At 68.7% G+C, this 21,895-nt stretch carries 27 protein-coding genes; 14 read left to right on the top strand and 13 right to left on the bottom strand.

Annotated features, from left to right (window positions below):
* The first annotated feature begins 6 nt into the window (after positions 1 to 6).
* Positions 7 to 795, top strand: coding sequence for a hypothetical protein (locus tag ACAM54_RS15875; protein WP_369651880.1), 789 nt, complete (start codon positions 7 to 9; stop codon positions 793 to 795).
* Here the strand turns inward: ACAM54_RS15875 and ACAM54_RS15870 are convergent.
* Positions 749 to 2,260 carry a short-chain fatty acyl-CoA regulator family protein gene (locus tag ACAM54_RS15870; protein ID WP_369648195.1) on the bottom strand — a complete coding sequence of 504 codons (1,512 nt, stop codon included), beginning with the start codon at positions 2,258 to 2,260 and terminating at the stop codon, positions 749 to 751. The genes ACAM54_RS15875 and ACAM54_RS15870 overlap by 47 nt on opposite strands.
* On the opposite strand from ACAM54_RS15870, the gene ACAM54_RS15865 reads away from it, so the two are divergent.
* The 5 genes from ACAM54_RS15865 (at position 2,244) to ACAM54_RS15845 (ending at position 6,819) form a co-directional block, all read left to right on the top strand.
* On the top strand, positions 2,244 to 2,780 hold the full coding sequence (locus ACAM54_RS15865; RefSeq protein ID WP_307698037.1) for an acyl-CoA thioesterase: 537 nt from the start codon (positions 2,244 to 2,246) through the stop codon (positions 2,778 to 2,780). The genes ACAM54_RS15870 and ACAM54_RS15865 overlap by 17 nt on opposite strands.
* Positions 2,777 to 3,943, top strand: coding sequence for a 2-methylcitrate synthase (gene prpC / locus ACAM54_RS15860; RefSeq protein WP_369648194.1), 1,167 nt, complete (start codon positions 2,777 to 2,779; stop codon positions 3,941 to 3,943). Before ACAM54_RS15865 ends, prpC begins: the two co-directional genes overlap by 4 nt.
* A 34-nt stretch (positions 3,944 to 3,977) precedes the next feature.
* Complete coding sequence (locus ACAM54_RS15855; protein ID WP_145744740.1) at positions 3,978 to 5,432, top strand: bifunctional 2-methylcitrate dehydratase/aconitate hydratase; 1,455 nt, start codon at positions 3,978 to 3,980, stop codon at positions 5,430 to 5,432.
* Between the two features lie 2 nt (positions 5,433 to 5,434).
* Entirely contained in the window at positions 5,435 to 6,313 is an 879-nt protein-coding gene (locus tag ACAM54_RS15850; RefSeq protein WP_369650986.1) for an oxaloacetate decarboxylase, read from the top strand.
* A gap of 164 nt (positions 6,314 to 6,477) precedes the next feature.
* A complete protein-coding gene (locus tag ACAM54_RS15845; RefSeq protein ID WP_192323308.1) occupies positions 6,478 to 6,819 on the top strand; it encodes an alpha/beta hydrolase in 342 nt (113 codons plus the stop codon).
* A gap of 104 nt (positions 6,820 to 6,923) precedes the next feature.
* Here ACAM54_RS15845 and ACAM54_RS15840 read toward each other — a convergent pair whose 3' ends face one another.
* Positions 6,924 to 7,499: a DNA-3-methyladenine glycosylase I gene (locus ACAM54_RS15840; protein ID WP_369648193.1), complete on the bottom strand. Its 576-nt coding sequence runs from the start codon at positions 7,497 to 7,499 to the stop codon at positions 6,924 to 6,926.
* A gap of 65 nt (positions 7,500 to 7,564) precedes the next feature.
* Between ACAM54_RS15840 and ACAM54_RS15835 the strand changes: the two genes are divergently transcribed.
* From ACAM54_RS15835 to ACAM54_RS15805, 7 genes are all read left to right on the top strand, one after another.
* Positions 7,565 to 8,041, top strand: coding sequence for an NUDIX hydrolase (locus tag ACAM54_RS15835; RefSeq protein ID WP_145744748.1), 477 nt, complete (start codon positions 7,565 to 7,567; stop codon positions 8,039 to 8,041).
* Positions 8,038 to 8,265, top strand: a complete 228-nt coding sequence (locus ACAM54_RS15830) for a hypothetical protein (protein WP_145744749.1) — start codon at positions 8,038 to 8,040, stop codon at positions 8,263 to 8,265. Before ACAM54_RS15835 ends, ACAM54_RS15830 begins: the two co-directional genes overlap by 4 nt.
* On the top strand, positions 8,262 to 8,795 hold the full coding sequence (locus tag ACAM54_RS15825) for a DUF2867 domain-containing protein (RefSeq protein WP_369648192.1): 534 nt from the start codon (positions 8,262 to 8,264) through the stop codon (positions 8,793 to 8,795). The genes ACAM54_RS15830 and ACAM54_RS15825 overlap by 4 nt, the downstream gene beginning before the upstream one ends.
* A gap of 127 nt (positions 8,796 to 8,922) precedes the next feature.
* Complete coding sequence (locus ACAM54_RS15820) at positions 8,923 to 9,618, top strand: DUF3348 domain-containing protein (protein ID WP_369648191.1); 696 nt, start codon at positions 8,923 to 8,925, stop codon at positions 9,616 to 9,618.
* Positions 9,611 to 11,701 carry a DUF802 domain-containing protein gene (locus ACAM54_RS15815; RefSeq protein WP_369648190.1) on the top strand — a complete coding sequence of 697 codons (2,091 nt, stop codon included), beginning with the start codon at positions 9,611 to 9,613 and terminating at the stop codon, positions 11,699 to 11,701. Before ACAM54_RS15820 ends, ACAM54_RS15815 begins: the two co-directional genes overlap by 8 nt.
* A complete protein-coding gene (locus tag ACAM54_RS15810) occupies positions 11,701 to 12,357 on the top strand; it encodes an OmpA family protein (RefSeq protein ID WP_369648189.1) in 657 nt (218 codons plus the stop codon). The genes ACAM54_RS15815 and ACAM54_RS15810 overlap by 1 nt, the downstream gene beginning before the upstream one ends.
* Before the next feature lie 10 nt (positions 12,358 to 12,367).
* Positions 12,368 to 13,012 (top strand): DUF2894 domain-containing protein, encoded by a 645-nt coding sequence (locus tag ACAM54_RS15805; protein WP_369648188.1) that lies wholly within the window; start codon positions 12,368 to 12,370, stop codon positions 13,010 to 13,012.
* Positions 13,013 to 13,031: 19 nt separating this feature from the next.
* Here the strand turns inward: ACAM54_RS15805 and ACAM54_RS15800 are convergent, their stop codons facing one another.
* From ACAM54_RS15800 to ACAM54_RS15770, 7 genes are all read right to left on the bottom strand, one after another.
* A complete protein-coding gene (locus tag ACAM54_RS15800; RefSeq protein ID WP_369648187.1) occupies positions 13,032 to 13,343 on the bottom strand; it encodes a chaperone modulator CbpM in 312 nt (103 codons plus the stop codon).
* Positions 13,344 to 13,345: 2 nt separating this feature from the next.
* The gene (locus ACAM54_RS15795) at positions 13,346 to 14,308 is read right to left on the bottom strand and encodes a DnaJ C-terminal domain-containing protein (protein WP_369648186.1); all 963 of its coding nucleotides are present in this window, start codon (positions 14,306 to 14,308) and stop codon (positions 13,346 to 13,348) included.
* 45 nt (positions 14,309 to 14,353) lie between these two features.
* A complete protein-coding gene (locus tag ACAM54_RS15790; RefSeq protein WP_369648185.1) occupies positions 14,354 to 14,995 on the bottom strand; it encodes a histidine phosphatase family protein in 642 nt (213 codons plus the stop codon).
* A gap of 14 nt (positions 14,996 to 15,009) precedes the next feature.
* Positions 15,010 to 15,588 (bottom strand): glutathione S-transferase family protein, encoded by a 579-nt coding sequence (locus ACAM54_RS15785; RefSeq protein WP_369648184.1) that lies wholly within the window; start codon positions 15,586 to 15,588, stop codon positions 15,010 to 15,012.
* A gap of 30 nt (positions 15,589 to 15,618) precedes the next feature.
* On the bottom strand, positions 15,619 to 16,260 hold the full coding sequence (locus tag ACAM54_RS15780; RefSeq protein ID WP_145744764.1) for a phosphatidylcholine/phosphatidylserine synthase: 642 nt from the start codon (positions 16,258 to 16,260) through the stop codon (positions 15,619 to 15,621).
* Between the two features lie 125 nt (positions 16,261 to 16,385).
* Positions 16,386 to 16,922 (bottom strand): SRPBCC family protein, encoded by a 537-nt coding sequence (locus tag ACAM54_RS15775; protein WP_369648183.1) that lies wholly within the window; start codon positions 16,920 to 16,922, stop codon positions 16,386 to 16,388.
* A gap of 29 nt (positions 16,923 to 16,951) precedes the next feature.
* A complete protein-coding gene (locus ACAM54_RS15770) occupies positions 16,952 to 17,293 on the bottom strand; it encodes an ArsR/SmtB family transcription factor (RefSeq protein ID WP_369648182.1) in 342 nt (113 codons plus the stop codon).
* 168 nt (positions 17,294 to 17,461) lie between these two features.
* On the opposite strand from ACAM54_RS15770, the gene bla reads away from it, so the two are divergent.
* The gene (bla, locus tag ACAM54_RS15765; protein WP_369648181.1) at positions 17,462 to 18,361 is read left to right on the top strand and encodes a class A beta-lactamase; all 900 of its coding nucleotides are present in this window, start codon (positions 17,462 to 17,464) and stop codon (positions 18,359 to 18,361) included.
* A gap of 24 nt (positions 18,362 to 18,385) precedes the next feature.
* Here the strand turns inward: bla and ACAM54_RS15760 are convergent, their stop codons facing one another.
* From ACAM54_RS15760 to ACAM54_RS15745, 4 genes are all read right to left on the bottom strand, one after another.
* Positions 18,386 to 19,687 carry a UDP-N-acetylglucosamine 1-carboxyvinyltransferase gene (locus tag ACAM54_RS15760; protein ID WP_369648180.1) on the bottom strand — a complete coding sequence of 434 codons (1,302 nt, stop codon included), beginning with the start codon at positions 19,685 to 19,687 and terminating at the stop codon, positions 18,386 to 18,388.
* Positions 19,688 to 19,707: 20 nt separating this feature from the next.
* Entirely contained in the window at positions 19,708 to 20,145 is a 438-nt protein-coding gene (locus tag ACAM54_RS15755; RefSeq protein WP_186454203.1) for a DNA-binding transcriptional regulator, read from the bottom strand.
* 91 nt (positions 20,146 to 20,236) lie between these two features.
* Positions 20,237 to 20,857: a hemolysin III family protein gene (locus ACAM54_RS15750; protein WP_369648179.1), complete on the bottom strand. Its 621-nt coding sequence runs from the start codon at positions 20,855 to 20,857 to the stop codon at positions 20,237 to 20,239.
* Between the two features lie 93 nt (positions 20,858 to 20,950).
* The gene (locus ACAM54_RS15745) at positions 20,951 to 21,862 is read right to left on the bottom strand and encodes a LysR family transcriptional regulator (RefSeq protein ID WP_369648178.1); all 912 of its coding nucleotides are present in this window, start codon (positions 21,860 to 21,862) and stop codon (positions 20,951 to 20,953) included.
* Between the last annotated feature and the right edge of the window lie 33 nt (positions 21,863 to 21,895).

Here is a 21,895-nt window from a genome sequence, read left to right as displayed (position 1 = left end):
TCGCTGTTGTTCGCACCCGTCGTGGGCTGGGCGCAAGACCGCGCCCAGGCCCTGCTGCAGTTCGAGGGCGTACAGGCGCGCTACCAGGCGGCCTATACGCCGGGGGCGGTATCGCGCGACGCGCACCAGTTGCTCGAGCCTGCCGACCAGGCCATTGCCGGCAAGGCGCTCCAGGCGCTGGACGCGGCCGCTGCGCGGTCCTTCGACGTGGCCGCCTCCGTCGCTGCCATCCAGCAGGAAGTGGCCGCTGCCGGCAAGGGCGGCGCGGCACCGAATGCGCAGGTGCAGGCCGCGGTGGCCCGCTTCTCGAAGCTGCGCGCCGACTACGCTGCCATGGACGACGCAGGCAAGCAGGCGTTCTTCAACCGCGAACGCGCGAAGCCGGCCGATCCCGCGCGCACGGAACTGCTCGAGCGCATGGCCGTGGCCGACCTGCGCGAGGTCGATTTCTCGAGCCAGCTGCTGCTGAGCTCGGTCGTCAAGCAACTGGCGCGCGGCAACGCCGGCCAGTTCACTTCGCTGCCGGACCGCACGCTCGACATGGCCGTCGACACGCTGTGGTCGCGCGGCATCACCTCGCCGCGCCCGCGCAACCTGCTGACGGTGGCGCGCGAGTTCGAGAGACAGGTCACGCAGGCGCTGCTCGCGGCCCTGCCGGATGCGGACGTGGCCGCCTTGCTGGCCTGGCGCAACGACCCGCAGGCCGCGGCCGAGCGCGAAGCGCTGGTGGGCAGCTACCGCGCCGAGGTCAAGGGGAGCGGCGCCGTGGCGATCCGGACGCTGGTGCGCGGCTAGCCGCGTTCCTGACGGCGGTGCGCGCAGTGGCGTACCTGTCGGGCGCCGCGGCATAGGGCATGAAGCGGCTCTGGTTCTCGTCCACGTCGAGCGGGCGCCCCACGAACGGAAAGGCGCGCTGCGGACAGGCTTCGCGCTCGCACACCTTGCAGCCCGCGCCGATGGGCGTCGGTACCTCGGGATCGCGCAGGTCCATGCCCTTGGAATAGACCAGCCGCGTGGCATGGCTGATGTCGCAGCCCAGCCCGATGGAAAAGGTCTTGTTGGGCGAACCATAGCCTCGGTAGCCGTGCGACACCGTGCGCGCGATCCAGAGGTAGGCGCGGCCGTCGGGCATGCGCGCGAGCTGCGTCAGCACGCGGCCGGGCTGCGCGAAGGCCTCGTACACGTTCCACAGCGGGCAGGTGCCGCCGGTCTTCGAGAAGTGGAAGTGCGTGGCCGACTGCCGCTTCGAGATGTTGCCCGCCCGGTCGACGCGGATCAGGAAGAAGGGCACGCCGCGCGCCTCGGGCCGCTGCAGCGAGCTCAGGCGATGGCAGATGGTCTCGAAGCCCACGCCGAAGCGCCGTGCGAGCTGGTCGATGTCGTAGCGCAGCTGCTCGGCCGCTTCAAGAAAGATGCCGTAGGGCAGCAACAACGCGGCAGCGAAGTAGTTGGCCAGGCCGATGCGCGCCAGCGAACGCGCGGTGTCGCTCGACAGCGGCGCCTCGGCCACGAGCTGGTCGATCATGCCGCTGAGTTCGAGGAACGCGAGCTGCGTCGCGAGCTGGAAGGCGTGCTGGCCCGGCTCCAGGTAGCGCGAAAGCCGCAGTACGCGCGTGGCCGGGTCGAAGCGGCGTTGCGCGCCGCCCTCGTCATCCTCCGCCGGAATCACTTGCACGCCATGCGCGTCGAGCAGGCGATGCGCGAGCCGGTCGCCCGGATTGCCTTCGCGCAGCCGCCATTGCGCGGAGAAAGCCTCGGCGGCGTCGTCGAGCGGGGCGATGTGGTTCTGGTGTGCAAAGAAGAAGTCGCGCACCTCCTCGAAAGGCATCGGCCGCGCCTGCGGCATGCGTGCGAGATCACCGCGGCCGTCGCCGAGCTCGGCGGCCAGCGCTTCGAGCCGCTCCATGGCATCGCGGTGCCGCTGATGCAGTGCCACCAGCGCGCGGCCCACGGCCGGCATCTGCGTGGCCACTTCGCGCAGCTCGGCGAGCGCGACCGCATCGCCGCCCGCGTTGTCGGCCAGCGCCTCGCGCAGGCTGGCGACGAGCCGCGCCTCTTCGTCTTCCGAGAAGGCCTGGATGTCGACACCCAGTGTGGCGTGCAGGCGCAGCAGCACCGGCACGGTGAGCGGCCGCTGGTTCTGCTCGATCTGGTTCAGGTAGCTGGGCGACAGGCCGAGCTGCTGCGCCAGCGCGAGCTGGCTCAGGCCGCGCTCCTCGCGCAGGCTTCGGAGCCGCACGCCCATGAAGGTCTTCTTCATCGTTGATCCGTTCTTCGCAACATTCGCAAATCGATGGCGATCCGTTCGCAATCATTCGCCAATTCAGGTCTTCATTATGGGCACGATGTTGCGTAAATTGCGAATCATGCAAAACGCACGCGGCACTGTCCGTTTGATCGAGGTGGTGTTTCCGGAACACACCAACCACTACGGCACCTTGTTCGGCGGGCAGGCGCTGCAGCTGCTGTCGAAGGCGGCGTTCCTGTCGGGCCGCAGCTTCGTGCGCGGCGACGTGGTGATGGCACGCTGCGGCGAGGTGCTGTTCCATGCGCCGGTGCGGCTGGGCAGCACGCTCGTGCTCGACACGCAGGTGTCGCGCGTGGGCCGCAGCTCGCTCACCGTGCGCGTGGCCGGCAGCGTGCAGGACGTGGCCACCGAGGCGCTCGTGCGTGTGCTTGACGGCGAATTCGAGATGGTGGCGGTGGATGCCGCCGGACGACCGGTGCGGCTGGCGAATACGCCGCGCCTTCATGAAGAAACATTCGAGGAGACCGTATGACACTGGCCACGGAGAACCCGCCCGCCGCCGGCTTCAAGCCGAAGAAATCCGTCGCGCTTTCGGGCGTCGCCGCGGGCAACACCGCGCTGTGCACCGTGGGGCGCACCGGCAATGACCTGCACTACCGCGGCTACGACATCCTCGACATTGCCGATGTCTGCGAGTTCGAGGAAATCGCACACCTGCTGGTGCACGGCAAGCTGCCCAGCGCGTCGGAGCTGCGCGCCTACAAGAGCCGCCTGAAGGCCATGCGTGGCCTGCCCGCGAGCGTGAAGGAGGCGCTGGAGCGCCTGCCCGCCAGCGCCCATCCGATGGACGTGATGCGCACCGGCGTCTCGGCGCTCGGCTGCGTGCTGCCCGAGAAGGACGACCATTCGCTGCCGGGCGCACGCGACATCGCCGACCGGTTGATGGCGTCGCTCGGCTCGATGCTGCTCTACTGGTATCACTGGTCCACGCAGGGCCGGCGCATCGAGGTCGAGACCGACGACGACTCGATCGGCGCGCACTTCCTGCACCTGCTGCATGGCCGCGCGCCATCGGCGAGCTGGGAGCGGGCGATGCACACCTCGCTCAATCTCTATGCCGAGCACGAGTTCAACGCCTCGACTTTCACTGCGCGCGTGGTGGCGGGCACGGGCTCCGACGTGTATTCGGCCATCACCGGGGCCATCGGCGCGCTGCGCGGTCCCAAGCACGGCGGCGCCAACGAGGTGGCCTTCGAGATCCAGAAGCGCTACGACACGCCCGATGAAGCCGAGGCCGACATCCGCCGCCGCGTGGAAACGAAGGAAGTCGTGATCGGCTTCGGCCACCCGGTCTATACCGTGTCGGACCCGCGCAATGCGGTCATCAAGCGGGTCGCGAAGCAGCTCTCCGACGAGGCCGGGTCCACGCGCATGTACGACATCGCCGAACGCATCGAAGGCGTGATGTGGGATGCGAAGAAGATGTTCCCGAATCTCGACTGGTTCAGCGCCGTGAGCTACCACATGCTCGGCGTGCCGACGGCCATGTTCACGCCGCTCTTCGTGATTGCGCGCACCAGCGGCTGGGCCGCGCACATCATCGAGCAGCGGCAGGACAACAAGATCATCCGGCCCAGCGCCAACTACACCGGGCCCGAAGACCTGATCTTCGTGCCCATCTCCGATCGCCGCTGAAAGCACCCGTCCCGTTTACCGCCACAGAAAAATCATGTCAGCTCACATCAGCAACGTCCGCCCCGAACCCGACCAGGTGCTGGTCGACATCGTCGACTACGTGCTTGCCCACCAGCAGATCACGAGCGCGCTGGCTTACGAGACCGCGCGCCACTGCCTGATCGACACGCTCGGCTGCGGCCTCGAGGCGCTCGAATACCCGGCCTGTACCAAGCTGCTCGGCCCGGTCGTGCCGGGCACGGTGGTGCCGCATGGCGCGAAGGTGCCCGGCACGCCGTACCAGCTCGACCCCATCCAGGCCGCCTTCAATATCGGCACGATGATCCGCTGGCTCGACTTCAACGACACCTGGCTCGCGGCCGAGTGGGGCCATCCGAGCGACAACCTCGGCGGCATCCTGGCCACGGCCGACTGGCTCAGCCGCAATGCGGTGGCCGTGGGGCGCCAGCCGCTCGTGATGCGCGACGTGCTTACCGCCATGATCCAGGCGCACGAGATCCAGGGCTGCCTGGCACTGGAGAATTCGTTCAACAAGGTGGGGCTCGACCATGTGGTTCTGGTGAAGGTGGCCTCCACTGCAGTGGTGGCGCGCCTGATGGGGCTGTCGCGCGACGAGATCGTCAATGCCGTGTCGCTCGCATGGGTCGACGGGCAGAGCCTGCGCACCTACCGCCATGCGCCCAACACCGGCAGCCGAAAGAGCTGGGCCGCGGGCGACGCCACGAGCCGCGCGGTGCGGCTCGCGCTCATCGCCAAGACCGGCGAGATGGGCTACCCGAGCGTGCTCACCGCGAAGACCTGGGGCTTCTACGACGTGCTGTTCAAGGGCCAGCCGTTCAAGTTCCAGCGCCCGTACGGCAGCTACGTGATGGAGAACGTGCTGTTCAAGATCAGCTTTCCCGCCGAGTTCCACAGCCAGACGGCGGTGGAGGCGGGCATGGCGCTGCATGCGCAGCTGCAGCAGTCCGGCAAGACGGTGGACGACATCCGGAAGGTGAGCATCCGCACGCACGAGGCCTGCATCCGCATCATCGACAAGAAGGGGCCGCTCGCCAACCCGGCCGACCGCGACCACTGCATCCAGTACATGGTGGCGGTGCCCATGATCTTCGGGCGTCTCACCGCCGCCGACTACGAGGACGGCGTGGCGAGCGACCCGCGCATCGATGCGCTGCGCGACAAGATCGTGTGCGTGGAAGACCCGCGCTTCACGGCCGACTATCACGACCCCGAGAAGCGCAGCATCGCCAATGCGCTGACCGTGGAGTTCAAGGACGGCACCAGCTTTGCGGAGGTCGCGGTCGAATACCCGATCGGCCACAAGCGCCGCCGCGCCGAAGGCATTCCGCTGCTCGAAGCCAAGTTCCGTACCAACCTGGCGCGCCGCTTCGCGCAGAAGCAGCAAGAGGCCATCCTCGGCGTGTCGCTCGATGCGAGGAAGCTCGAGGCCATGCCGGTGCACGAGTACGTGGATCTGTACGCCGCATGACCATGACCCAAGACAACGAGTCGCCGAAGAAGACCCTGCGCCGCCTGGCCGAGGCGCGCCGCGGCGTGCTGGTGCCGGGCGCGTTCAATGCGCTGTCGGCCCGCGTGATCGAGGACCTGGGCTTCGAGGCCATCTACGTCACCGGTGCCGGCGTCACCAACATGCACTTCGGCCTGCCCGACCAGGCCTTCATGGGCCTGCACGACATCGCCGAGCACACCGCGCGCATCCGCGATGCGGTGAACCTGCCGCTGCTGGTCGATGCCGACACCGGCTTCGGCAACGCGCTCAACGTGCGGCATGCGGTGCGCGTGCTCGAGCGCGCGGGGGCCGACTGCATCCAGCTCGAGGACCAGGTCAGCCCCAAGCGCTGCGGCCATTTCGCCGGCAAGGCGGTGATCGACACCGCAGAGATGCTGGGCAAGATCAAGGCCGCGGTCGATGCGCGCACCGACGCCGGCATGCTCGTCATGGCCCGCACCGACGCGGCGGGCGTGCACGGCTTCGAGGCGGCCATCGAACGTGCGCAGCAGTTCAGCGAGGCCGGTGCCGACATCCTGTTCGTCGAGGCCGTGACCTCGGCCGACGAAGTGCGCGCCATGCCGCGGCTTCTGGACAAGCCGCAGCTCATGAACATGGTGATCGGCGGCAAGACGCCCACCTTCGGCGCCGAAGAACTGGGCGCGCTCGGCTATGGACTGGTGCTGTACGCCAATGCCGCGTTGCAGGGCGCAGTGGCTGGCATGCAACGTGCATTGACCGTGTTGCGCGATACTCGCCGCCTCGACGAAGACCCATCGCTCGTGGCTTCGTTTGCCGAACGGCAGCGCCTCGTCGGCAAGCCCGCGCTCGACGAGCTAGAGAAAAAATACGCAGGTTGAGCCAAATTTCTTGAGGAAAGTGTGGACTTTGGCGCTCACGTCAAAAAGTTCCCCGTTATTGTTTCAGTTTCATGAACACTGCGATTCGGTTTGGCTAGGGTTTTCCCTTGTCATCCTGGTGCAAACTTGAGGGCATCCAAAGCCCAGTCAAGAAGGAAATTGAAATGAAGACCTCGAACATCCTCGCCGCCGCCGCTCTGTCCCTGCTCGCCGCTGCCGGCGCCCACGCAGAAACCTACGAAGGCGTGCAGCCCCTGAGCTCCGGCTACAGCCGCGCCGACGTGGCGCCCCAAGCCGCCGCCGCTGCCCGCGAAGGCAACGTCTACAGCGACGCCGCTTCGTCCACCGTGGCGCCAGTGCTGGCTGCTTCGACCGACCGCGCCGCAGTCCGCAGCGAAGCTGTTGCTGCCGCTCACGCGCCCGGCCAGAACCTGCGCCGCGAAGCTTTCGCCGGCAGCGTGGTTCCCTCGCAGGCACGCACTTTCACGCGCCAAGCCGGCCTGTAAGAAGGCGGGCACAAGAGAAGAGACGGCGGCATCGCCCGCGCGTCTTTCCTCTGCAGTAAAAAAGCCGGACGGCGCCCCAGGTGCCGTCCGGCTTTTTTGCGTTTTCAGCGCTGCCGCGGCGCGGCGTGGTGGCAGAAGCACTCGGGTGCGTGGTCGTCCACGATGCCGGTGGCCTGCATCCATGCATAGACGATCACCGGCCCCACGAATTTGAAGCCGCGCTTCTTCAGGGCCGCCGACATCTGTTCCGAAAGCGGCGTCTTCGCCGGCACTGCGCCGGTCCTGTTGACGATGGGCCTGCCGCCGGCCATGCCCCAGACGAACTCCGAAAAATCCTCGCCTGCAGCCTGCATCGCCAGATAGGCGCGGGCATTGCCGATGGTGGCCTCGATCTTGGCGCGCGAGCGCACGATGCCCGCGTCCAGCATCAGCCGGTCGACGTCGGCCGCGGTGAACCGTGCCACCTTTTCGGGCACGAAGCCCTCGAATGAAGCACGGAACGCATCGCGCTTGCGCAAAATCGTGAGCCACGAGAGGCCCGCCTGGAAGCCGTCGAGCATGAGCTTTTCCCACAGCGCGCGGCTGTCGCGCTCGGGCACGCCCCATTCGGCGTCGTGGTAGGAGGCCAGCAGCGGATCGCTCCGGGCCCAGGTGCAGCGGGGCTTGGTCTCTGGGGTCATCTGGTTGCGGGTTTCGTTCTTCGGCAGGGGGTGCTTCGGACTTTAACCACCGATACTCGAGCCTCATGATCTCAGTCCATCTCCACGGCCAGCGCTTTCAGGTGCGGGCCGCCGCGGTCATCCTTCATGCGGGCCACGCGCTCCTTCACCGCGCGCCGGGCGACGACTACTGGGCCTTGCCGGGTGGCAGGGTCGAAGTCGGCGAAGAGGCCTCGGCCACGATCGTGCGGGAGATGAGGGAAGAGCTTGGCGAAGAAGTCGAATGCGGCCGGCTTCTTCATGTGGCGGAGAACTTCTTCGACCTCGCGGGCCGGCGCAACCACGAGATCGGGTTCTATTTTCTCGTCTCGCTGGCCGAGGACTCGCCCCATCTCGACAAGGCGCGAAGCTACCGCGGCATCGAGAGCCACCTGGATCTGGAATTCCGCTGGTTCCCGATCTCGGAGCTGGCGGCCGTCAACCTGCGGCCGACCTTTCTCCCGGCCTCGCTGGCGGCCGATCCGCTGGCCTTCTCGCACGCGGTCCAGCGTGAATACCCATGAGCGGCGAGCGCTATCTGTTCAACGTGTTCGGCCAGGTCATGGCCATTGAAAGAGCCGCGGACCGCTGGGAGAGCTACTTGACGGGGCCCGACGGCAAGCGCCGCAGGATCCAGCTGGCAATTCCATCCGACGTCCCCCGCGCCGAGCTTTCGCAGTATCTCTACGACATCTATCACGAGCAGGCGACGCCGACCAACGGCGATGTGTTCGAGATCTTGCAATGACAAACCACCATCGGCTGCACAGGTCCCGCCGCGAGGCGCTGCCCCCGGGCGCGCGCGTGGCCGGCCTCTATCGCGGCGCCTTTCTGGCCGACGCCTTCGCCATCGACCTGCCTCAGGGCGCCACCCGCGACGTGCTGGCGCTGGCGCGCTTCACTTTCGAGCGTCCCGCTCCCTGGGTCAACGCGCTGTTGGCGCTGCGCGACCGCTTGGTCGGCGGCTTCGGCCTCAAGACTGCCAGCGCGCTACGCGCCGGCACGCCGGACGGTGCGCCGCGCGTCGGCATCTTTCGCATCTACGAAACGCATGCCAACGAGGTGGTGCTCGGCGAGGACGACCGGCACCTGGATTTCCGCGTTTCGGTGATGCGCTCCGTGGCGGGGGATTCGCTCACTGCCGTCACGGTGGTGCACTGCCACAACCTCTTCGGCCGCAACTACATCCGGCTGATCGCGCCGTTCCACCGGATGGTGGTGCGTTCTGCGCTCGAACGCGCGGCGCGCTCAGGCTGGCCCGCGGAAGCGGCGGTCTGAATCCAACGGAACGCCTGGTTACCGCCTGGAACGTTTGCTTGAACTTTCCCTCCCGGCAGCAGCCGTGGAGCGGGGAGGCCAAGCAGAGCTGCCGGTGTAGACTGCCAGGTTTTTCGTTCTGGCGGGTATGGCGCAAGTTTCACAGCGCACAGTTTTCAACGGCTCGGCGCTTGTTCGCTTGCTTTCCCGGCTGACCGAGGTCGACGTCCGCGAACCCCGGCAGGCCACCGCGGATCGATTGAGCCAATGGTTCGGCTGGACCGACGCCATCTCGCTGTCGGCCGCGCTGGACGGCGCCGTGGCGGCGGCTGCGCCTTCGCGCGCACGGGCTTCCGCGAGCGCCGAGGAGCGCGAATGCGTGCGTGCGCGGGCCGCGTTGGCCAAGGCGGTGGCCGAAGACGGCGTCGTCGCGGCGGCCGTTGATTTCACGCCGTTTCGCCGCCGCCATCTCACGCTGCAACAGGCCATGGAAGCAGGCATCGGCCCGCTGCGCGGCCGTTTGCGGACGCTGCTGGCGGCCAGGTCGCCGGCCATGGCGCGGCTTGCGGCGGTGGACGTGGTGATGGAGCAGGTGCTGGCTGCGCGCGAGCACAGCCTGCTCGCGGCCGTGCCCGCGCTGCTCGAAAAGCATTTCACGCGCCTGCGCCAGGCCAGCCCGGAGACGGTGGGCGAACCCGGCAGCGAGGCAGAGGCCGGCGAGTGGCTGCATGTGTTCCGCAAGGACATGAAGAACGTGCTGCTCGCCGAACTCGATTTCCGATTTCAACCGATCGAAGGGCTGCTCGAAGCCCTTCGCATGAGGCCACCAGAGTGCCATGAATAGATTTCTTCACTACGCTGTTTTTGCTGCGGGCCTGGCCGTCGTCTGCTGGGTCGGGGCCGGATACGTCGGCTCGCACACGCTGGCGCTCGCCGTCACGATGCTGGTCGGCGCGTTCTACCTGATGGGCGCGCTGGAACTGCATCGCTTCCAGCAGGCCACCGCCACCTTGTTGCGCGCCGTGGCGGATCTTTCCGACCCTCCCTCGAGCCTGGGCGCCTGGCTCGACCGGCTGCATCCCACGCTGCGCAATGCGGTGCGCCTTCGCATCGAAGGCGAGCGCGTGGGCCTGCCGGGGCCCGCGCTCACGCCGTACCTGGCCGGACTGCTGGTGCTGCTGGGCATGCTGGGCACTTTCCTCGGCATGGTGGTCACGCTGAACGGCACCGGCATGGCGCTGGAGAGCGCGACCGACCTGCCGGCCATCCGCGCCTCGCTGTCGGCGCCCGTGAAGGGCCTGGGGCTGGCGTTCGGCACCTCGGTGGCCGGCGTGGCCGCTTCCGCGATGCTGGGGCTGGCCTCGGCGCTGTGCCGGCGCGAGCGGCTGCAGGCGGGCCAGATGCTCGACAGCAAGATCGCCACCACGCTGCGCGCCTACTCGCTGGCCCACCAGCGCGAGGCCTCGTTCCAGCTGCTCGAACAGCAGGCCCACCAGATGCCGCGGCTGGTGGACCAGCTGCAGGCCATGATGGCGGCGATGGAGCGGCAGAGCCAGGCCCTGAACGAGCGCCTCGCCGCCGGCCAGGCGCAGTTCCACACCAAGGCCGAGGCCGTGTATGCCGGGCTGGCCTCTTCGGTCGACCAGTCGCTCAAGCAGAGCCTGAGCGAAAGCGCGCGCATCGCGGGCGCGACGCTCCAGCCGGTGGTCGAGGCCACCATGGCGGGCATTGCGCGCGAGACGGCCTCGCTGCACGACACCGTCGCGCGCACCGTGCAGCAGCAGCTCGACGGCCTTTCGAGCCGCTTCGAGGCGGCCACCGCCAGCGTGGCAGGCACCTGGCAGGCTGCGCTCGCCGAGCACCAGCGCACCTCCGAGGCGCTGTCGAGCGACCTGCGCGCCTCGCATGACCGCTTTGCCGAAACCTTCGAGCAGCGCTCGGCCTCGCTGGTGGAGGGCGTCTCGAAGCGGCTCGAAAGCACAGCGGCCGGTGTGTCGGACACCTGGGGCAGCGCGCTCGCACAGCACCAGCGCGTCAGCGAGAAACTGTCGCAGGACGCGCAGCAGTCGCTCGCGGCGGCCGCGGCCGGCTTCGAGCAGCACTCGGCTTCGCTGCTGCGCACCGTGGAACAGGCGCATGCCGCGCTGCAGAGCGACATCGCAGCGCGCGACGAGCAGCGGCTGTCGGCCTGGACAGAGGCGCTGGCCACGGTGTCCGCATCGCTGCAGCAGCAGTGGCAGCAGGCGGGCGCGCACACGGCAGGCCAGCAGCAGCAGCTCTTCGATGCGCTCGCGCAGACCGCGCGCGACATGTCGACCCAGGCCGAGGCGCACGCGAAGAACACGGTCGGCGAGATCGCGCGGCTGCTGCAGGCCGCGTCGGAAGCGCCGCGGGTGGCCGCCGAAGTGGTGGCCGAGCTGCGCCAGAAGCTGTCCGACAGCATGGCGCGCGACAACGCCATGCTGGAAGAACGCAGCCGCATCATGGAAACGCTGGGAACCCTGCTCGATGCCGTGAACCACGCCTCCACCGAGCAGCGCTCGGCGGTCGATGCGCTGGTGGGTGCATCGGCGGACGTGCTGGACCGCGTGGGCAGCCGCTTCACCGAGAAGGTCGACGAGGAAACCGGAAAGATGGCCGCGGTCGCCGCGCAGATCACCGGCAGCGCTGTTGAAGTGGCCAGCCTGGGCGAGGCCTTCGGCTTTGCCGTGCAGCTGTTCAGCGAGTCGAACGACAAGCTGGTGGCCCACCTGCAGCGCGTCGAAGGGGCGCTCGGCAAGTCCATCGCGCGCAGCGACGAGCAGCTGGCGTACTACGTGGCGCAGGCGAGGGAAGTCATCGATCTGAGCATCATGTCGCAGAAGCAGATCGTCGAAGACCTGCAGCAGATCGCGGGCCGGCAGGCCGCCGTGGGCAGCGAGGCGTGATGCGGGACGATCTCGACGCCGGCCTGGAACCGAGCGTGCCGGTGTGGGCGGTCTTCGGCGACCTGATGTCGGGGCTGGTCGGGGCCTTCGTGCTGATACTCGTGGGCGCGCTGGGCATGCAGCTGGACCTGGCGGCCAAGCTGCAGGCCGAGGTGCAGCAGCGCCAGGCCGAGACGCAGCGCCGCGAGGCGCTCGAGCAGGCGCTGGCCGGGCCGCTCGCGGCGGGCCGCGTCACGCTGAACAACGGGCGCATCGGCATCAGCGGCAGCGTGCTGTTTGCCTTCAACTCGGCCGACTTGCAGCCCGAAGGCCGGCAGGTGCTCAAGAGCCTGGCCGCGCCCGTGGCCACGTACCTGCGCGCGCGCGACGAGGTGCTGATGGTGAGCGGCTTCACGGACGACCGGCAGATGCGGCAGTCGAAGGACGGCAACCGTCCGTTCGCGGACAACTGGGAGCTCTCGGCCCAGCGCGCATTGACGGTGACGCGGGCCTTGATCGAGGAGGGTGTTCCTTCGTCATCGGTGTTTGCCGCGGCCTTCGGCTCCGAGCAGGCGGTGGCATCCAATGCCGACGCCGAAGGGCGCGCGAAGAACCGCCGCGTCGAGATGGCGCCCACGCCCAGGCAGGCTGGCGCCGGCACCAGGTCCCGTGAGTAGCGCCAGCCGCATGGATCCCGCCGCAACACTCGACGCCTGGCGTGCGCAAGGCGGGCATCTTCGGGATCCCGTGCGCTTTCGCTTCATCGAGGCGCTTGCGAGGCGCGCGGCCGCCCATGAGGGTGATGCGCGGCGCATTCTCGACGAGCGGCTGGCCATGCTGCTCGCGGCGTATCGCGGGAATCTCGAAGAGGCCCGGCACGCGGACGGTCTTCCGGCGGTTCGCGATGCGAGCGCGAAACAGGCGGCCCGGCTTCCCCGCGGCCCGCTCGCGGAGCTCGTGGAGCACATGGCGCGGCAGGCGCCGCCGCAAGGCGATGATGGCGCGGCGGCCGATGGCGCCGCACCCGCCACCCCCGAGCTCAAGACGCTGCGCTACTTCAGGAGCACCTGGTCGCGGCTCAGCGCCGACCGGCGGCTGACGCAGTCGCTGGCCAAGGTGCCGGAGAATGCGGGCCCGCTGAATTCGCACCACCTGGTGCACCGGTCGCTCATGCTGATGCACGAGCTGTCGCCCGAATACCTCAACCGGTTCATGTCGTACGTCGACACCCTGCTGTGGGTCGATCAGCTGAATGGCAGCAATGGCCCGGCAACCGCGAATGCGCCGCGCGCCGAAGGCCCGAAGAAAAACGCGCGCGGCAAATCCGGCTGATCTGCGCTTTGCGCGGCGGCTAGCGAAGCCCGTGCGCCCGGATCACGGCCTTGAGCCGCCGCACTTCGTGCTGCAGGTCGAGGATCAGCGCGGCGGCATCGAGGCCCACGCCAAAGTCGCGCTCGAGGCGGCGCGCCTCGAGCGCGGATTGCAGGTCGGTGCTCGAGAACTGCCAGTGCTCGGGCGGCGCCTCGGCCGCGGCGATCTGCACGATGCCCACTTCGACGAGCTGCACCACCCATTCGGTATCGGCACCGCAGGCATGGGCCAGTTCGCTGGCGGCGAGCGGCTGCGAGGCACTGATGGCTGTTGTCACGGAAACGATCGCCATGCTCACACTCCCAGATGCTGGCGTGGGTTGAACGAAGCCGACGCCTGCGCCAGCTGCTCATAGGCCTTGCGCGCGGCCTCGCTGTCGGCCGGGGGCAGCGCGATGTCGAGCAGCAGGTACAGGTCGCCGGGCTGCTTGCCGGCCAGCCCGCGGCCCTTGAGCCGCAGCTTGAGGCCGCTGCGTGCGTTGCGCGGCACAGTCACCTCGACCACGCCGCCGGTGGGCACGGGCACCTTCACCTGCGCACCGAGCGCGGCCTCGGTCGGGGTGACGGGCAGCGTCATGTAGAGGTCGCGTTCCTCGATGCGATAGAGCCTGTGCGGCGCGATGCGCACCTCCAGGTAGAGATCGCCCGCGGGTTCGCCGCCATGGCCGGGCATGCCCTGTCCGGCGAGCCGGATGAACTGCCCCGGATGAACGCCGGGCGGAATCTTGACGCTGAGGGTGCGCGTCTTGAACGTGGGACGGCCTTGCGCGTCGAGTTCCTGCGCGCGCAGCGTGATCTCGCGCTCGGCGCCGTTGAGCGCATCCTCGAGCGCGATCTCGATGGCCGCGTGATGGTCTTCGCCGCGTGCGCGGTAGTTGCGCCTTGCCGCGCCGCGCCGCTCGGCCTCGCCGAAGAGCGACGAAAAGAATTCGCTGAATTCGGCGTGGTCGGCCGGGCCCTGGTTCGGCCTGCGGTGAAATTCGAAGCCGGCGTCCCAGCCCGGCGGCGGCTGGAAGTCGCCCTCGGGATGGCCGCCGCGCGCCACGCGGTCGGCCAGCGCGTCGTAGGCGGCGCGCTTCTCCTTGTCGCGCAGCACGTCGTTGGCTTCGTTGATGTCGCGCATGCGCTTCTCGGCGTCCGGCTCCTTGCTGACGTCGGGGTGGTACTTGCGCGCGAGCTTGCGGTAGGCCTTGCGCACCTCGTCGTCGGACGCGGTGCGGTCGATGCCCAGGGCGCTGTAGTAGTCCTTGAATTCCATGCTTGTCGGTGGTGTGAACGCCGAACAGTATGCTCCCCGGCCGGTTCAGGCCAGGTTCGAATCGCCGTCGGCATGCCGCAGCAGCGGCGTCACAGCCCATGTGGGGCCGCTGCGCGAAAAACGCAATGGCTGCGCGTTGCCGAGCAGGCCCAGGTCGATGGGCAGGCCGATCAGCCCGGCCAGCGCGTAGAGCGTGCCTCCGTGGGCCACCACCAGCACCGGCGCGGGCTGCGCCAGCGCGGCGTCCAGCGCACGCCTCTTGCGCGCCACGAACTGCGCCAGGGTTTCGCCGCCTTCGGGTTCGCAGGCCCAGTCGATGTCGACCGACGAGGTGCCGATGAGCGCGCCGAAGTTGCGTTCGCGCAAGGCCGCCTGCGGCGTGGGCACGAGGCGAAGCGCTGTTGCCACGGCATGCGCCGTGTCGTGCGCGCGGCGGGCGTCGCTGCAGACGATGGTGCGGATCGGCTCGCCCGCCAGCAGCTGGGCGGCGCGCGCGGCCTGCTGCAGGCCGAGTTCGCTCAGCGGCTCGTCCACGGCCTGGAAGATGCGCTGCGCATTGCGGCCGGTCTGGCCGTGGCGCAGGAAATAGAAACGGTCGCAGGCCGGTGCCAGCGGCTGCCCGGCGGCGATGCGGACCAGTTGGTCGAGGCCGGTCGCCGCGCCGTGGGGGAAGGGTGCTTTTGACATGGGATGGGTGCGGGTCAGCCGAACTTCATGCCCTTGGGGCGGGCCTGCAGGCGGTCGATGTAGGCGTCGATCTTGGGGCGGTTCGAGCGCCCGCCGAAGGCGCGGTGCCAGATGAACATCGAGCCGATCATCACGTCGGCCGCGGTGAATTGCGCGCCGAAGAGATACGGGCCGTAGCCCAGCTCGTGCTCCACCACATTCTTGGCCTGCTCGAAATGGGTCCAGCCGCGCGCGCTGTTGTTGCTGTGCAGCCCGAGCAGGCTGTCGCCCATCGAGGGTTCGAGCTGCGCCGTCGAATAGACCATCAGCGACAGGTAGCGGCCGCGCTCGGGCGAGCCTACCGATGGCGCCAGCCTGGCCTGCGGAAACTTCTCGGCCACGTACATGCAGATGGCCGCATTCTCGAAGACGCGGGCGCGGCCGTCGACCAGCGCCGGCAGCTTGCCCGAGGGATTGATCTTCAGGTAGCCGGGCTTCTTGTGCGCCTTCTCCCGGATCAGGGTGGGCACGATTTCGTAGTCCACGCCGGCTTCGTCGAGCATCCATTTCGCGACCTGCGAGCGGCTCTGTGGATCGAAGTACAGCTTCATCATTTGACGGGGTTCCTTGGAGTGGATGGACGGTCAGAACTTGGGAATGCGCAGCGTCTTGCTGATCATCAGCGTGCCCGACAGCGCGAAGAGCAGCGTGAGCGGATGCAGCTGCCAGGGGCCGAGCACCCAGGCGCCGCCCCACACCGCGTCGCCGATGCGGCCCTGCCACGCGGCCCAGGCCAGCACGCCGACCAGCACCACGCTGGTCGGGATGGGCGTGCCTTCGAAGTACTTGACCTTGTCGGCGCCGGCGGAAAGCGCCTCGGCCGTGACGTTGTAGCGCGCGAGCCGGCTCACGCCGCAGCCGACGAAATAGATCAGCAGCACGCAGTCCCAGCCGCCGTCCAGGCCCGCCGCGAAGGCGAGCGCGGCCGGCGCCACGCCGAAGGAGATCACGTCGGCCAGCGAATCGAGCTCGCGTCCCAGCGCGGAATGCGTCTGCCGCCAGCGCGCGATGCGGCCGTCGAACACGTCGAACACGAAGGCCGCAGGCGCGAGCGCGGCGGCCCAGAGGAAGTGCGCCAGCGACTGGCTCGCCATGAAGGCCATCGAAAGGAACACTGCGCCCACCCCGCACGCCGCATTGCCGAGCGTGAATACGTCGGCCAGGTGAAAGCCGCGGATCATCGAGAAATGCTTGCGGACCGGTACGGGGGAAGGGGTGGTGGCCATGGGATGCTTCGGAGTCGCGGATGCTGCGAACCTTAACGCAAGCGCGGGCGCTTGCCTGTAGTCGCCATCCGACTCCGCAAGGGGCCGGGCGCGCCGGATGGAGCGGCGCGGCTTTTTTCGTCCGCTCAGGCCGGAAGGCGTTCGTCGTAGGCCTCCTCGAGCGCCGCGTGGTTGGTCCAGAACCCCCGCGGCTTGCGGCCGTGCAGCACGTCGTCGAGCACGTCGAGGTGGGCGTGCCAGCCGCTGGAGACGCTGAGGGTTTCCTTGCGGTCGGGCAGGCGCCGGTGCGTGAGCACGAGGTGCGTGGCATCGCCCTCCTGCGTGAACTCGAAAGTGACCTCCGAGGCGGTGGCGCTTTCGCTGCCCCAGCTGATGGTCAGGCGCTTGAGTGGCTCGAATTCGACGACACGCGATTTCTGGACGATGGGGCTGCGGCAGGCGCTGAAGCGCTCGGGGGCCACTTCGCCGGAAAGCCGGGTGTGGTCGAAGCGCAGCTCGAACACGCTGCCGGGCTCCTCCGCCATGGTGCCGCCGGCCAGCCAGGCGGCGCGCTTGCCGGGGTCGACGAAATAGGCCCACACGCGCTCGACGGGGGCGGGCAGGGTGCGCTCCATGCGCAGGGTGCCGGGTTCGATCAGGGTTCCGAGTTGGCTCTTGGCCATGGCTTGCTCCTTGAAAAAGAAGGGGGACTTCACTTGCCGCGGGATGCTTCGCGCCGCAGTTCCTTCTCCAGCGCGTCCAGGTGGTTGTTCCAGAAGCCTTCGTAGTAGCGCAGCCACGCGTTGGCCGATGCGAGCGCCGCCGGCTCCAGCCGGCAGACGTGCGCGCGGCCCTGCACCGTGCGGGAGACCAGGCCGGCGCGCTCCAGCGCCTTGACGTGCTTGGATGCGCCCGCGAACGACATGCGGAACGGCGCGCCGAGTTCGCCCACGCTGCATTCGCCCTGGGCCAGCAGCTGCAGCATGGTGCGGCGCGTGCTGTCGGCCAGGGCCTGGAACACGGCGTCGAGCCGTTCATCGTCTAGTTCAACCATGAGGTTGAATGTAGCCGTGCCTCGAAAATTATTCAACCGATAAGTTGAATGATTCTTGCGGTTACACCCGATACAGGCGAGACGCGGCAGCGCCGCCTGGCGCTGGAGCCTGCGCGATGGCGCTCCTACGATTCGCTCCGTTCCATCCACTCGCAGAAAAGAAGACCCATGAAATCCTCCGCCAATCGCCGCACCTTCCTGCTCGCCGCCTCGGCCTTGCCCCTGGCCGGCGCCTGTACCGCATGGTCCGCCAAGGGACCGCAGGCCGCCACGTTGTCGAGTGCCGAAGCGCAGCTCGCGGCCCTCGAACGCTCCGTGGGCGGGCGGCTCGGCGTGGTCGCCTTCGACACCGCCACCGGCGCACGCGTGCAGCACCGCGCCACCGAGCGCTTCCCGATGTGCAGCACCTTCAAGATGATGGCGTCGGCCGCCATCCTCGCGCGCAGCAGCCGCGAGCCCGGCCTGCTGGAACGGCGCGTGAGCTACGCGAGGAGCGACATTCTTCCCAACTCGCCCATCACCGAGAAGCACCTGGGGCAGGGCATGACGGTCTCCGCGCTGTGCGCCGCCACCATCCAGTACAGCGACAACGCCGCGGCCAACCTGCTGATGAAGATGCTCGGCGGCCCGCCCGCGGTGACCGCGTTCGCGCGCTCCATCGGCGACCAGACCTTCAGGCTCGACCGCTGGGAGACCGAGCTCAACAGCGCCATTCCGGGCGATCCGCGCGACACCACCTCGCCCGAGGCCATGGCCGCGAGCCTGCAGCGGCTGGTGCTGGGCGACGGGCTCGGGGCGGCGCAGCGCAGCCAGCTCGAGGCCTGGCTGCTGGGCAACACCACCGGCGCCACGCGCATCCGCGCGGGCGTGCCGGCCGACTGGAAGGTGGGCGACAAGACCGGGGCCGGCTCCTACGGCACGGTGAACGACATCGCCGTGCTGTGGCCGCCGGCCGGCGCGCCGCTGGTGATGGCGGTGTACCTGACGTTCCCGGCGCAGGATGCGCCGGGCCGCAACGACGTCATCGCATCGGCGGCGCGCATCGCGGTGGAGGCGCTGCGGGGCTGAGCCGCCCCGCGCCCGCCCGATGATTCACTCCTCGCTCGCCCACTCCACCTGCGCGCCCAGGCTGCGCAGGTTCTCGGCGAAGCGCGGATGGGCCCGGCGGATCGGCGTGGCATTGCGGATTTCGGAGCGGCCCTCGATGCTCGCCGCCACCATGAAGAGCGCGATCGCCACGCGGATGATGTAGGGGCTCTCGACCACGGCGGGCGTCAGCGGGCTGCCGCCGAAACTGATGAGCCGGTGCGGGTCCGAGGAGAACACGTGGGCGCCGAACTTCGACAGCTCGCCGGTCCATCCCAGGGCGCCGTCGTACACCTTGTTCCAGAACATCGCATTGCCCTGGGCGCGCACGCCCAGCGCGATGAAGATGGGGAGCAGGTCGACCGGGAAGTACGGCCACGGGGCCGCCTCCACCTTGGTGAGCACGTTGCTGGTGAAAGGCGTCTGCACCTTGAGCGGGCCGGTGCTGCTGGCGCGCGACCAGCCGTCTGCGTGCGTGACCGTGACGCCGAACTTGGCGAAGGTGCGGTCGATCAGCGGAAAGTTTTCGGGCGCGCTGTTGCGCACGACCACGTCGCCGCCCGTGATGGCGCTCAGCGCCAGGAAGGTGGTGATTTCGTGGAAGTCCTCGTCGAAGCGGAACTCTCCGCCGCCCAGCGCGCTGCCGCCGTGCACCGTGAGCCGCGACGTGCCGATGCCCTCGATGCGCACGCCGAGCATCGTCATGAAGCGGCAGAACTCCTGCACGTGCGGCTCGGACGCGGCATTGGTGAGCGTGGAGGTGCCGTTGGCCGCCGCCGCGCACAGCACGAAGTTCTCGGTGGTGGTGACGGAGGCGTAGTCGAGCCAATGCTGCGCGGGTGTCAGCGGCCCGGCGCAGCGCACGAGCAGCGAGCCGCTGGCACGCTCCACCTTGCCACCGAAGCGCCGGAACACATCGACGTGCGGATCGATCTCGCGCACGCCCAGCGTGCAGCCCTTGACGTTGTCTTCGAGCCGCGCAATGCCGAAGCGCGCGAGCAGCGGCGGCACCAGCATGATCGACGAGCGCATCTCCTCGGGCAGCCGGTCGCGCGTGGCATCGAAGGCCGTGTCGCGATGGTGCAGCTCCAGCGTGCCGGTGGCGTGGTCCATGCGTGCCTCGCTGCCCAGGCTGCGGAAGATGTCGAGGATCTTGCGCACGTCGGTGATGTCGGGCACGCCATGCAGGCGCAGCGGCTCGCGCGTGAGCAGCGTGGCGCACAGCACCGGCAGCACGGCATTCTTGTTGGCGGAAGGCGTGATGCGGCCACGAAGCGGCGTACCGCCGTGCACGATGAGGCTGGACATGAAAGAAGAGCGCGGCCGGCTTATCCGTTCAGCTGCTCGGCCACTTCGCGGCGGCCGAGGCCCCGCACGGCGGCCAGGCCTTCGAGCTGGGCCTTGCGCGGCCTGGCCTTGCCTTGCTCCCATTTGTAGATGGTCTGGCCGGTCACGCCCACCAGCTTGCCGTAGGCGGCCGCCGAGAGGCCGAGCTTGACGCGGTGCGCGGCCAGCCGGCTGGCGCTGAATCGCCGGTGCGGGCCTGATTCGGCGGCTTCGTCGGCATCGCCTGCGGGAGTGGCGCGCGCCACGGTCCTGGTGGCGCGGCGCAGTTCCTTCTCCAGCTTTTCGACCTGCCGGCGCAATGCGGCGATCGAGGCGCGGTGCAGCGTGGAGGCTTTTCTGAGCGTTTCGATCTCCGCGCGAACTTCCTTGCGGGCGACACGGGAAATCTCGGATTTCAGGATGGAGGCGATATTTGGCATGGGGCGCATTGTGCACATCTCACGACGCGAAACTCCGCGAGAGGTGGTAACAGGTGCTTACGGCGGGGTCCTGTTCGCCCGCGGCTGCGCATCAAAGCACGAACCACCCCACGCACACGTAGTGGCTCGCCGTACCCGCAAGCACGAACAGGTGCCAGGTGCCGTGCGCATGCCTGAAGCCCCGCCGGTTGCGGTAGAACACCGTGCCCACGGTGTAGAGCACCCCGCCGGCCAGCAGCCACGCGAGCCCGCCGCTGTCGAGCCGCGCGGCCAGCGGCACCGCGGCCAGCACGCCGAGCCAGCCCATGGCGATGTAGAGCGCCAGCGGCGGCTTCGAGGCTGCGCTACCTGCCTGCAGCAGCTCGCGCCCGATGCCGAAGAAGGCCGCGCCCCATACGGCGACCATCAGCAGCCAGCCCCAGAGCCCGTGCAGCGTGACCAGCGCGAACGGCGTGTAGGTGCCCGCGATCAGCAGGTAGATGGCGCAGTGGTCCACGCGCTCCCAGAAGCGTTTGCGCGGCCCGCGGGTGCTGTGGAACAGCGTGGACGCCGCATACAGCACCACCGCCGAGAGCGAGAACACCAGCGCGCCGGCAATCCGCGCGGCGTCGCCGGTGGGCAGGGTCTTGGCGAGCAGCAGCGCGGTGGCCGCGAGTGCGAGCAGCAGGCCCAGCAGATGGCTGTATCCGTTGAGCCGTTCGCCGGGGTACATCGCGTGGGTGGGGTGCAGTCTGGGTGGATGGCGGCAAGGGCCTGCGGATGCTAGGTGCGCCGCATGACTGAGCGGTGACCACTGCGCCGGCGCCTATGCGGCCGCGCTGCCGAAGCGCTCCGCATAGAGCTGCGCGATCCAGTCGATGAACACCCGCACCCGCGGCGAGAGCTGGCGATGGTGCGGGTACAGCACCGAATAGACCATGGGCGGGCAGGGCGTGTGCGGCAGGATCTCGACCAGCGTGCCTTCGCGCAACTGGCTCTCCACGCTGAAGCGCGGCACCTGGATGATGCCGCAGCCCTGTTCGGCGCAGCTCTTGTAGACATCGGCGTTGTTGACGCTGATCCAGTCCTTCAGCATGCAGGTCTCGAGCTTGCCGTCCACCATGAACTCGTACGGAAACACCTCGGGCCGCGAGGCCGAGAAGAAATTGACCGCGAGGTGCCGGGCGAGGTCGGACGGCTGCGTGGGCGTGCCGTACGCGGCCAGGTAGCCCGGGCTCGCGCAGGTCACTTGCGGCAGCAGCGCCAGGCGGCGCGTGACCAGCGACGAATCCTTGGGCTCGCCCGCGCGCACCACGCAGTCGACGCCTTCGCGCACCAGGTCCACCAACCGGTCGCCGCTGCCCATGGCCAGTTCGATATGCGGATAGCGCGCATGGAACTCCTGGATGCGCGGCAGCACGATCGCCTGGGCGGGCGCGCCGTGGATGTCGATGCGCAGGCGCCCGCGCGGGTTGACCGACAGCTCCGCCAGTGAGGACTCGGCCTCTTCGAGTTCGCGCAGCAGATGGCGGCAGCGCTCGTAGAAGGCCTGGCCGTCGACGGTGGTGCGCACCTGGCGCGTCGTGCGCTCCAGCAGCCGCACGTGCAGCCTGGCCTCCAGCTCCTTGATGGCATGCGTGGCCGTGGCACGCGGAATGTCGAGCGCGGCCGCCGCCTGGGTGAAGCTGCCCAGATCGACGATGCGGGTGAACAGCTGCATGGCGTCGAAGCGGTCCATGGTTTTCTCGATTGTTGAGATTCATTGAATTGT

The organism is Variovorax sp. V93, assembly GCF_041154485.1.
Taxonomy (GTDB): domain Bacteria; phylum Pseudomonadota; class Gammaproteobacteria; order Burkholderiales; family Burkholderiaceae_C; genus Variovorax; species Variovorax beijingensis_A.
Note: the sequence above shows the minus strand (reverse complement) of the source record. Positions and strands in the feature narration are given on the sequence as shown.

Coding starts and splice junctions, on each gene's coding strand:
- ACAM54_RS15865 (WP_307698037.1), top strand. CDS start 2,244: ATGAAGGTCTTCTTCATCGTTGATCCGTTCTTCGCAACATTCGCAAAT.
- ACAM54_RS15870 (WP_369648195.1), bottom strand. CDS start 2,260: ATGAAGAAGACCTTCATGGGCGTGCGGCTCCGAAGCCTGCGCGAGGAG.
- prpC (WP_369648194.1), top strand. CDS start 2,777: ATGACACTGGCCACGGAGAACCCGCCCGCCGCCGGCTTCAAGCCGAAG.
- ACAM54_RS15855 (WP_145744740.1), top strand. CDS start 3,978: ATGTCAGCTCACATCAGCAACGTCCGCCCCGAACCCGACCAGGTGCTG.
- ACAM54_RS15850 (WP_369650986.1), top strand. CDS start 5,435: ATGACCCAAGACAACGAGTCGCCGAAGAAGACCCTGCGCCGCCTGGCC.
- ACAM54_RS15845 (WP_192323308.1), top strand. CDS start 6,478: ATGAAGACCTCGAACATCCTCGCCGCCGCCGCTCTGTCCCTGCTCGCC.
- ACAM54_RS15840 (WP_369648193.1), bottom strand. CDS start 7,499: ATGACCCCAGAGACCAAGCCCCGCTGCACCTGGGCCCGGAGCGATCCG.
- ACAM54_RS15835 (WP_145744748.1), top strand. CDS start 7,565: ATGATCTCAGTCCATCTCCACGGCCAGCGCTTTCAGGTGCGGGCCGCC.
- ACAM54_RS15830 (WP_145744749.1), top strand. CDS start 8,038: ATGAGCGGCGAGCGCTATCTGTTCAACGTGTTCGGCCAGGTCATGGCC.
- ACAM54_RS15825 (WP_369648192.1), top strand. CDS start 8,262: ATGACAAACCACCATCGGCTGCACAGGTCCCGCCGCGAGGCGCTGCCC.
- ACAM54_RS15820 (WP_369648191.1), top strand. CDS start 8,923: ATGGCGCAAGTTTCACAGCGCACAGTTTTCAACGGCTCGGCGCTTGTT.
- ACAM54_RS15815 (WP_369648190.1), top strand. CDS start 9,611: ATGAATAGATTTCTTCACTACGCTGTTTTTGCTGCGGGCCTGGCCGTC.
- ACAM54_RS15810 (WP_369648189.1), top strand. CDS start 11,701: ATGCGGGACGATCTCGACGCCGGCCTGGAACCGAGCGTGCCGGTGTGG.
- ACAM54_RS15805 (WP_369648188.1), top strand. CDS start 12,368: ATGGATCCCGCCGCAACACTCGACGCCTGGCGTGCGCAAGGCGGGCAT.
- ACAM54_RS15800 (WP_369648187.1), bottom strand. CDS start 13,343: ATGGCGATCGTTTCCGTGACAACAGCCATCAGTGCCTCGCAGCCGCTC.
- ACAM54_RS15795 (WP_369648186.1), bottom strand. CDS start 14,308: ATGGAATTCAAGGACTACTACAGCGCCCTGGGCATCGACCGCACCGCG.
- ACAM54_RS15790 (WP_369648185.1), bottom strand. CDS start 14,995: ATGTCAAAAGCACCCTTCCCCCACGGCGCGGCGACCGGCCTCGACCAA.
- ACAM54_RS15785 (WP_369648184.1), bottom strand. CDS start 15,588: ATGATGAAGCTGTACTTCGATCCACAGAGCCGCTCGCAGGTCGCGAAA.
- ACAM54_RS15780 (WP_145744764.1), bottom strand. CDS start 16,260: ATGGCCACCACCCCTTCCCCCGTACCGGTCCGCAAGCATTTCTCGATG.
- ACAM54_RS15775 (WP_369648183.1), bottom strand. CDS start 16,922: ATGGCCAAGAGCCAACTCGGAACCCTGATCGAACCCGGCACCCTGCGC.
- ACAM54_RS15770 (WP_369648182.1), bottom strand. CDS start 17,293: ATGGTTGAACTAGACGATGAACGGCTCGACGCCGTGTTCCAGGCCCTG.
- bla (WP_369648181.1), top strand. CDS start 17,462: ATGAAATCCTCCGCCAATCGCCGCACCTTCCTGCTCGCCGCCTCGGCC.
- ACAM54_RS15760 (WP_369648180.1), bottom strand. CDS start 19,687: ATGTCCAGCCTCATCGTGCACGGCGGTACGCCGCTTCGTGGCCGCATC.
- ACAM54_RS15755 (WP_186454203.1), bottom strand. CDS start 20,145: ATGCCAAATATCGCCTCCATCCTGAAATCCGAGATTTCCCGTGTCGCC.
- ACAM54_RS15750 (WP_369648179.1), bottom strand. CDS start 20,857: ATGTACCCCGGCGAACGGCTCAACGGATACAGCCATCTGCTGGGCCTG.
- ACAM54_RS15745 (WP_369648178.1), bottom strand. CDS start 21,862: ATGGACCGCTTCGACGCCATGCAGCTGTTCACCCGCATCGTCGATCTG.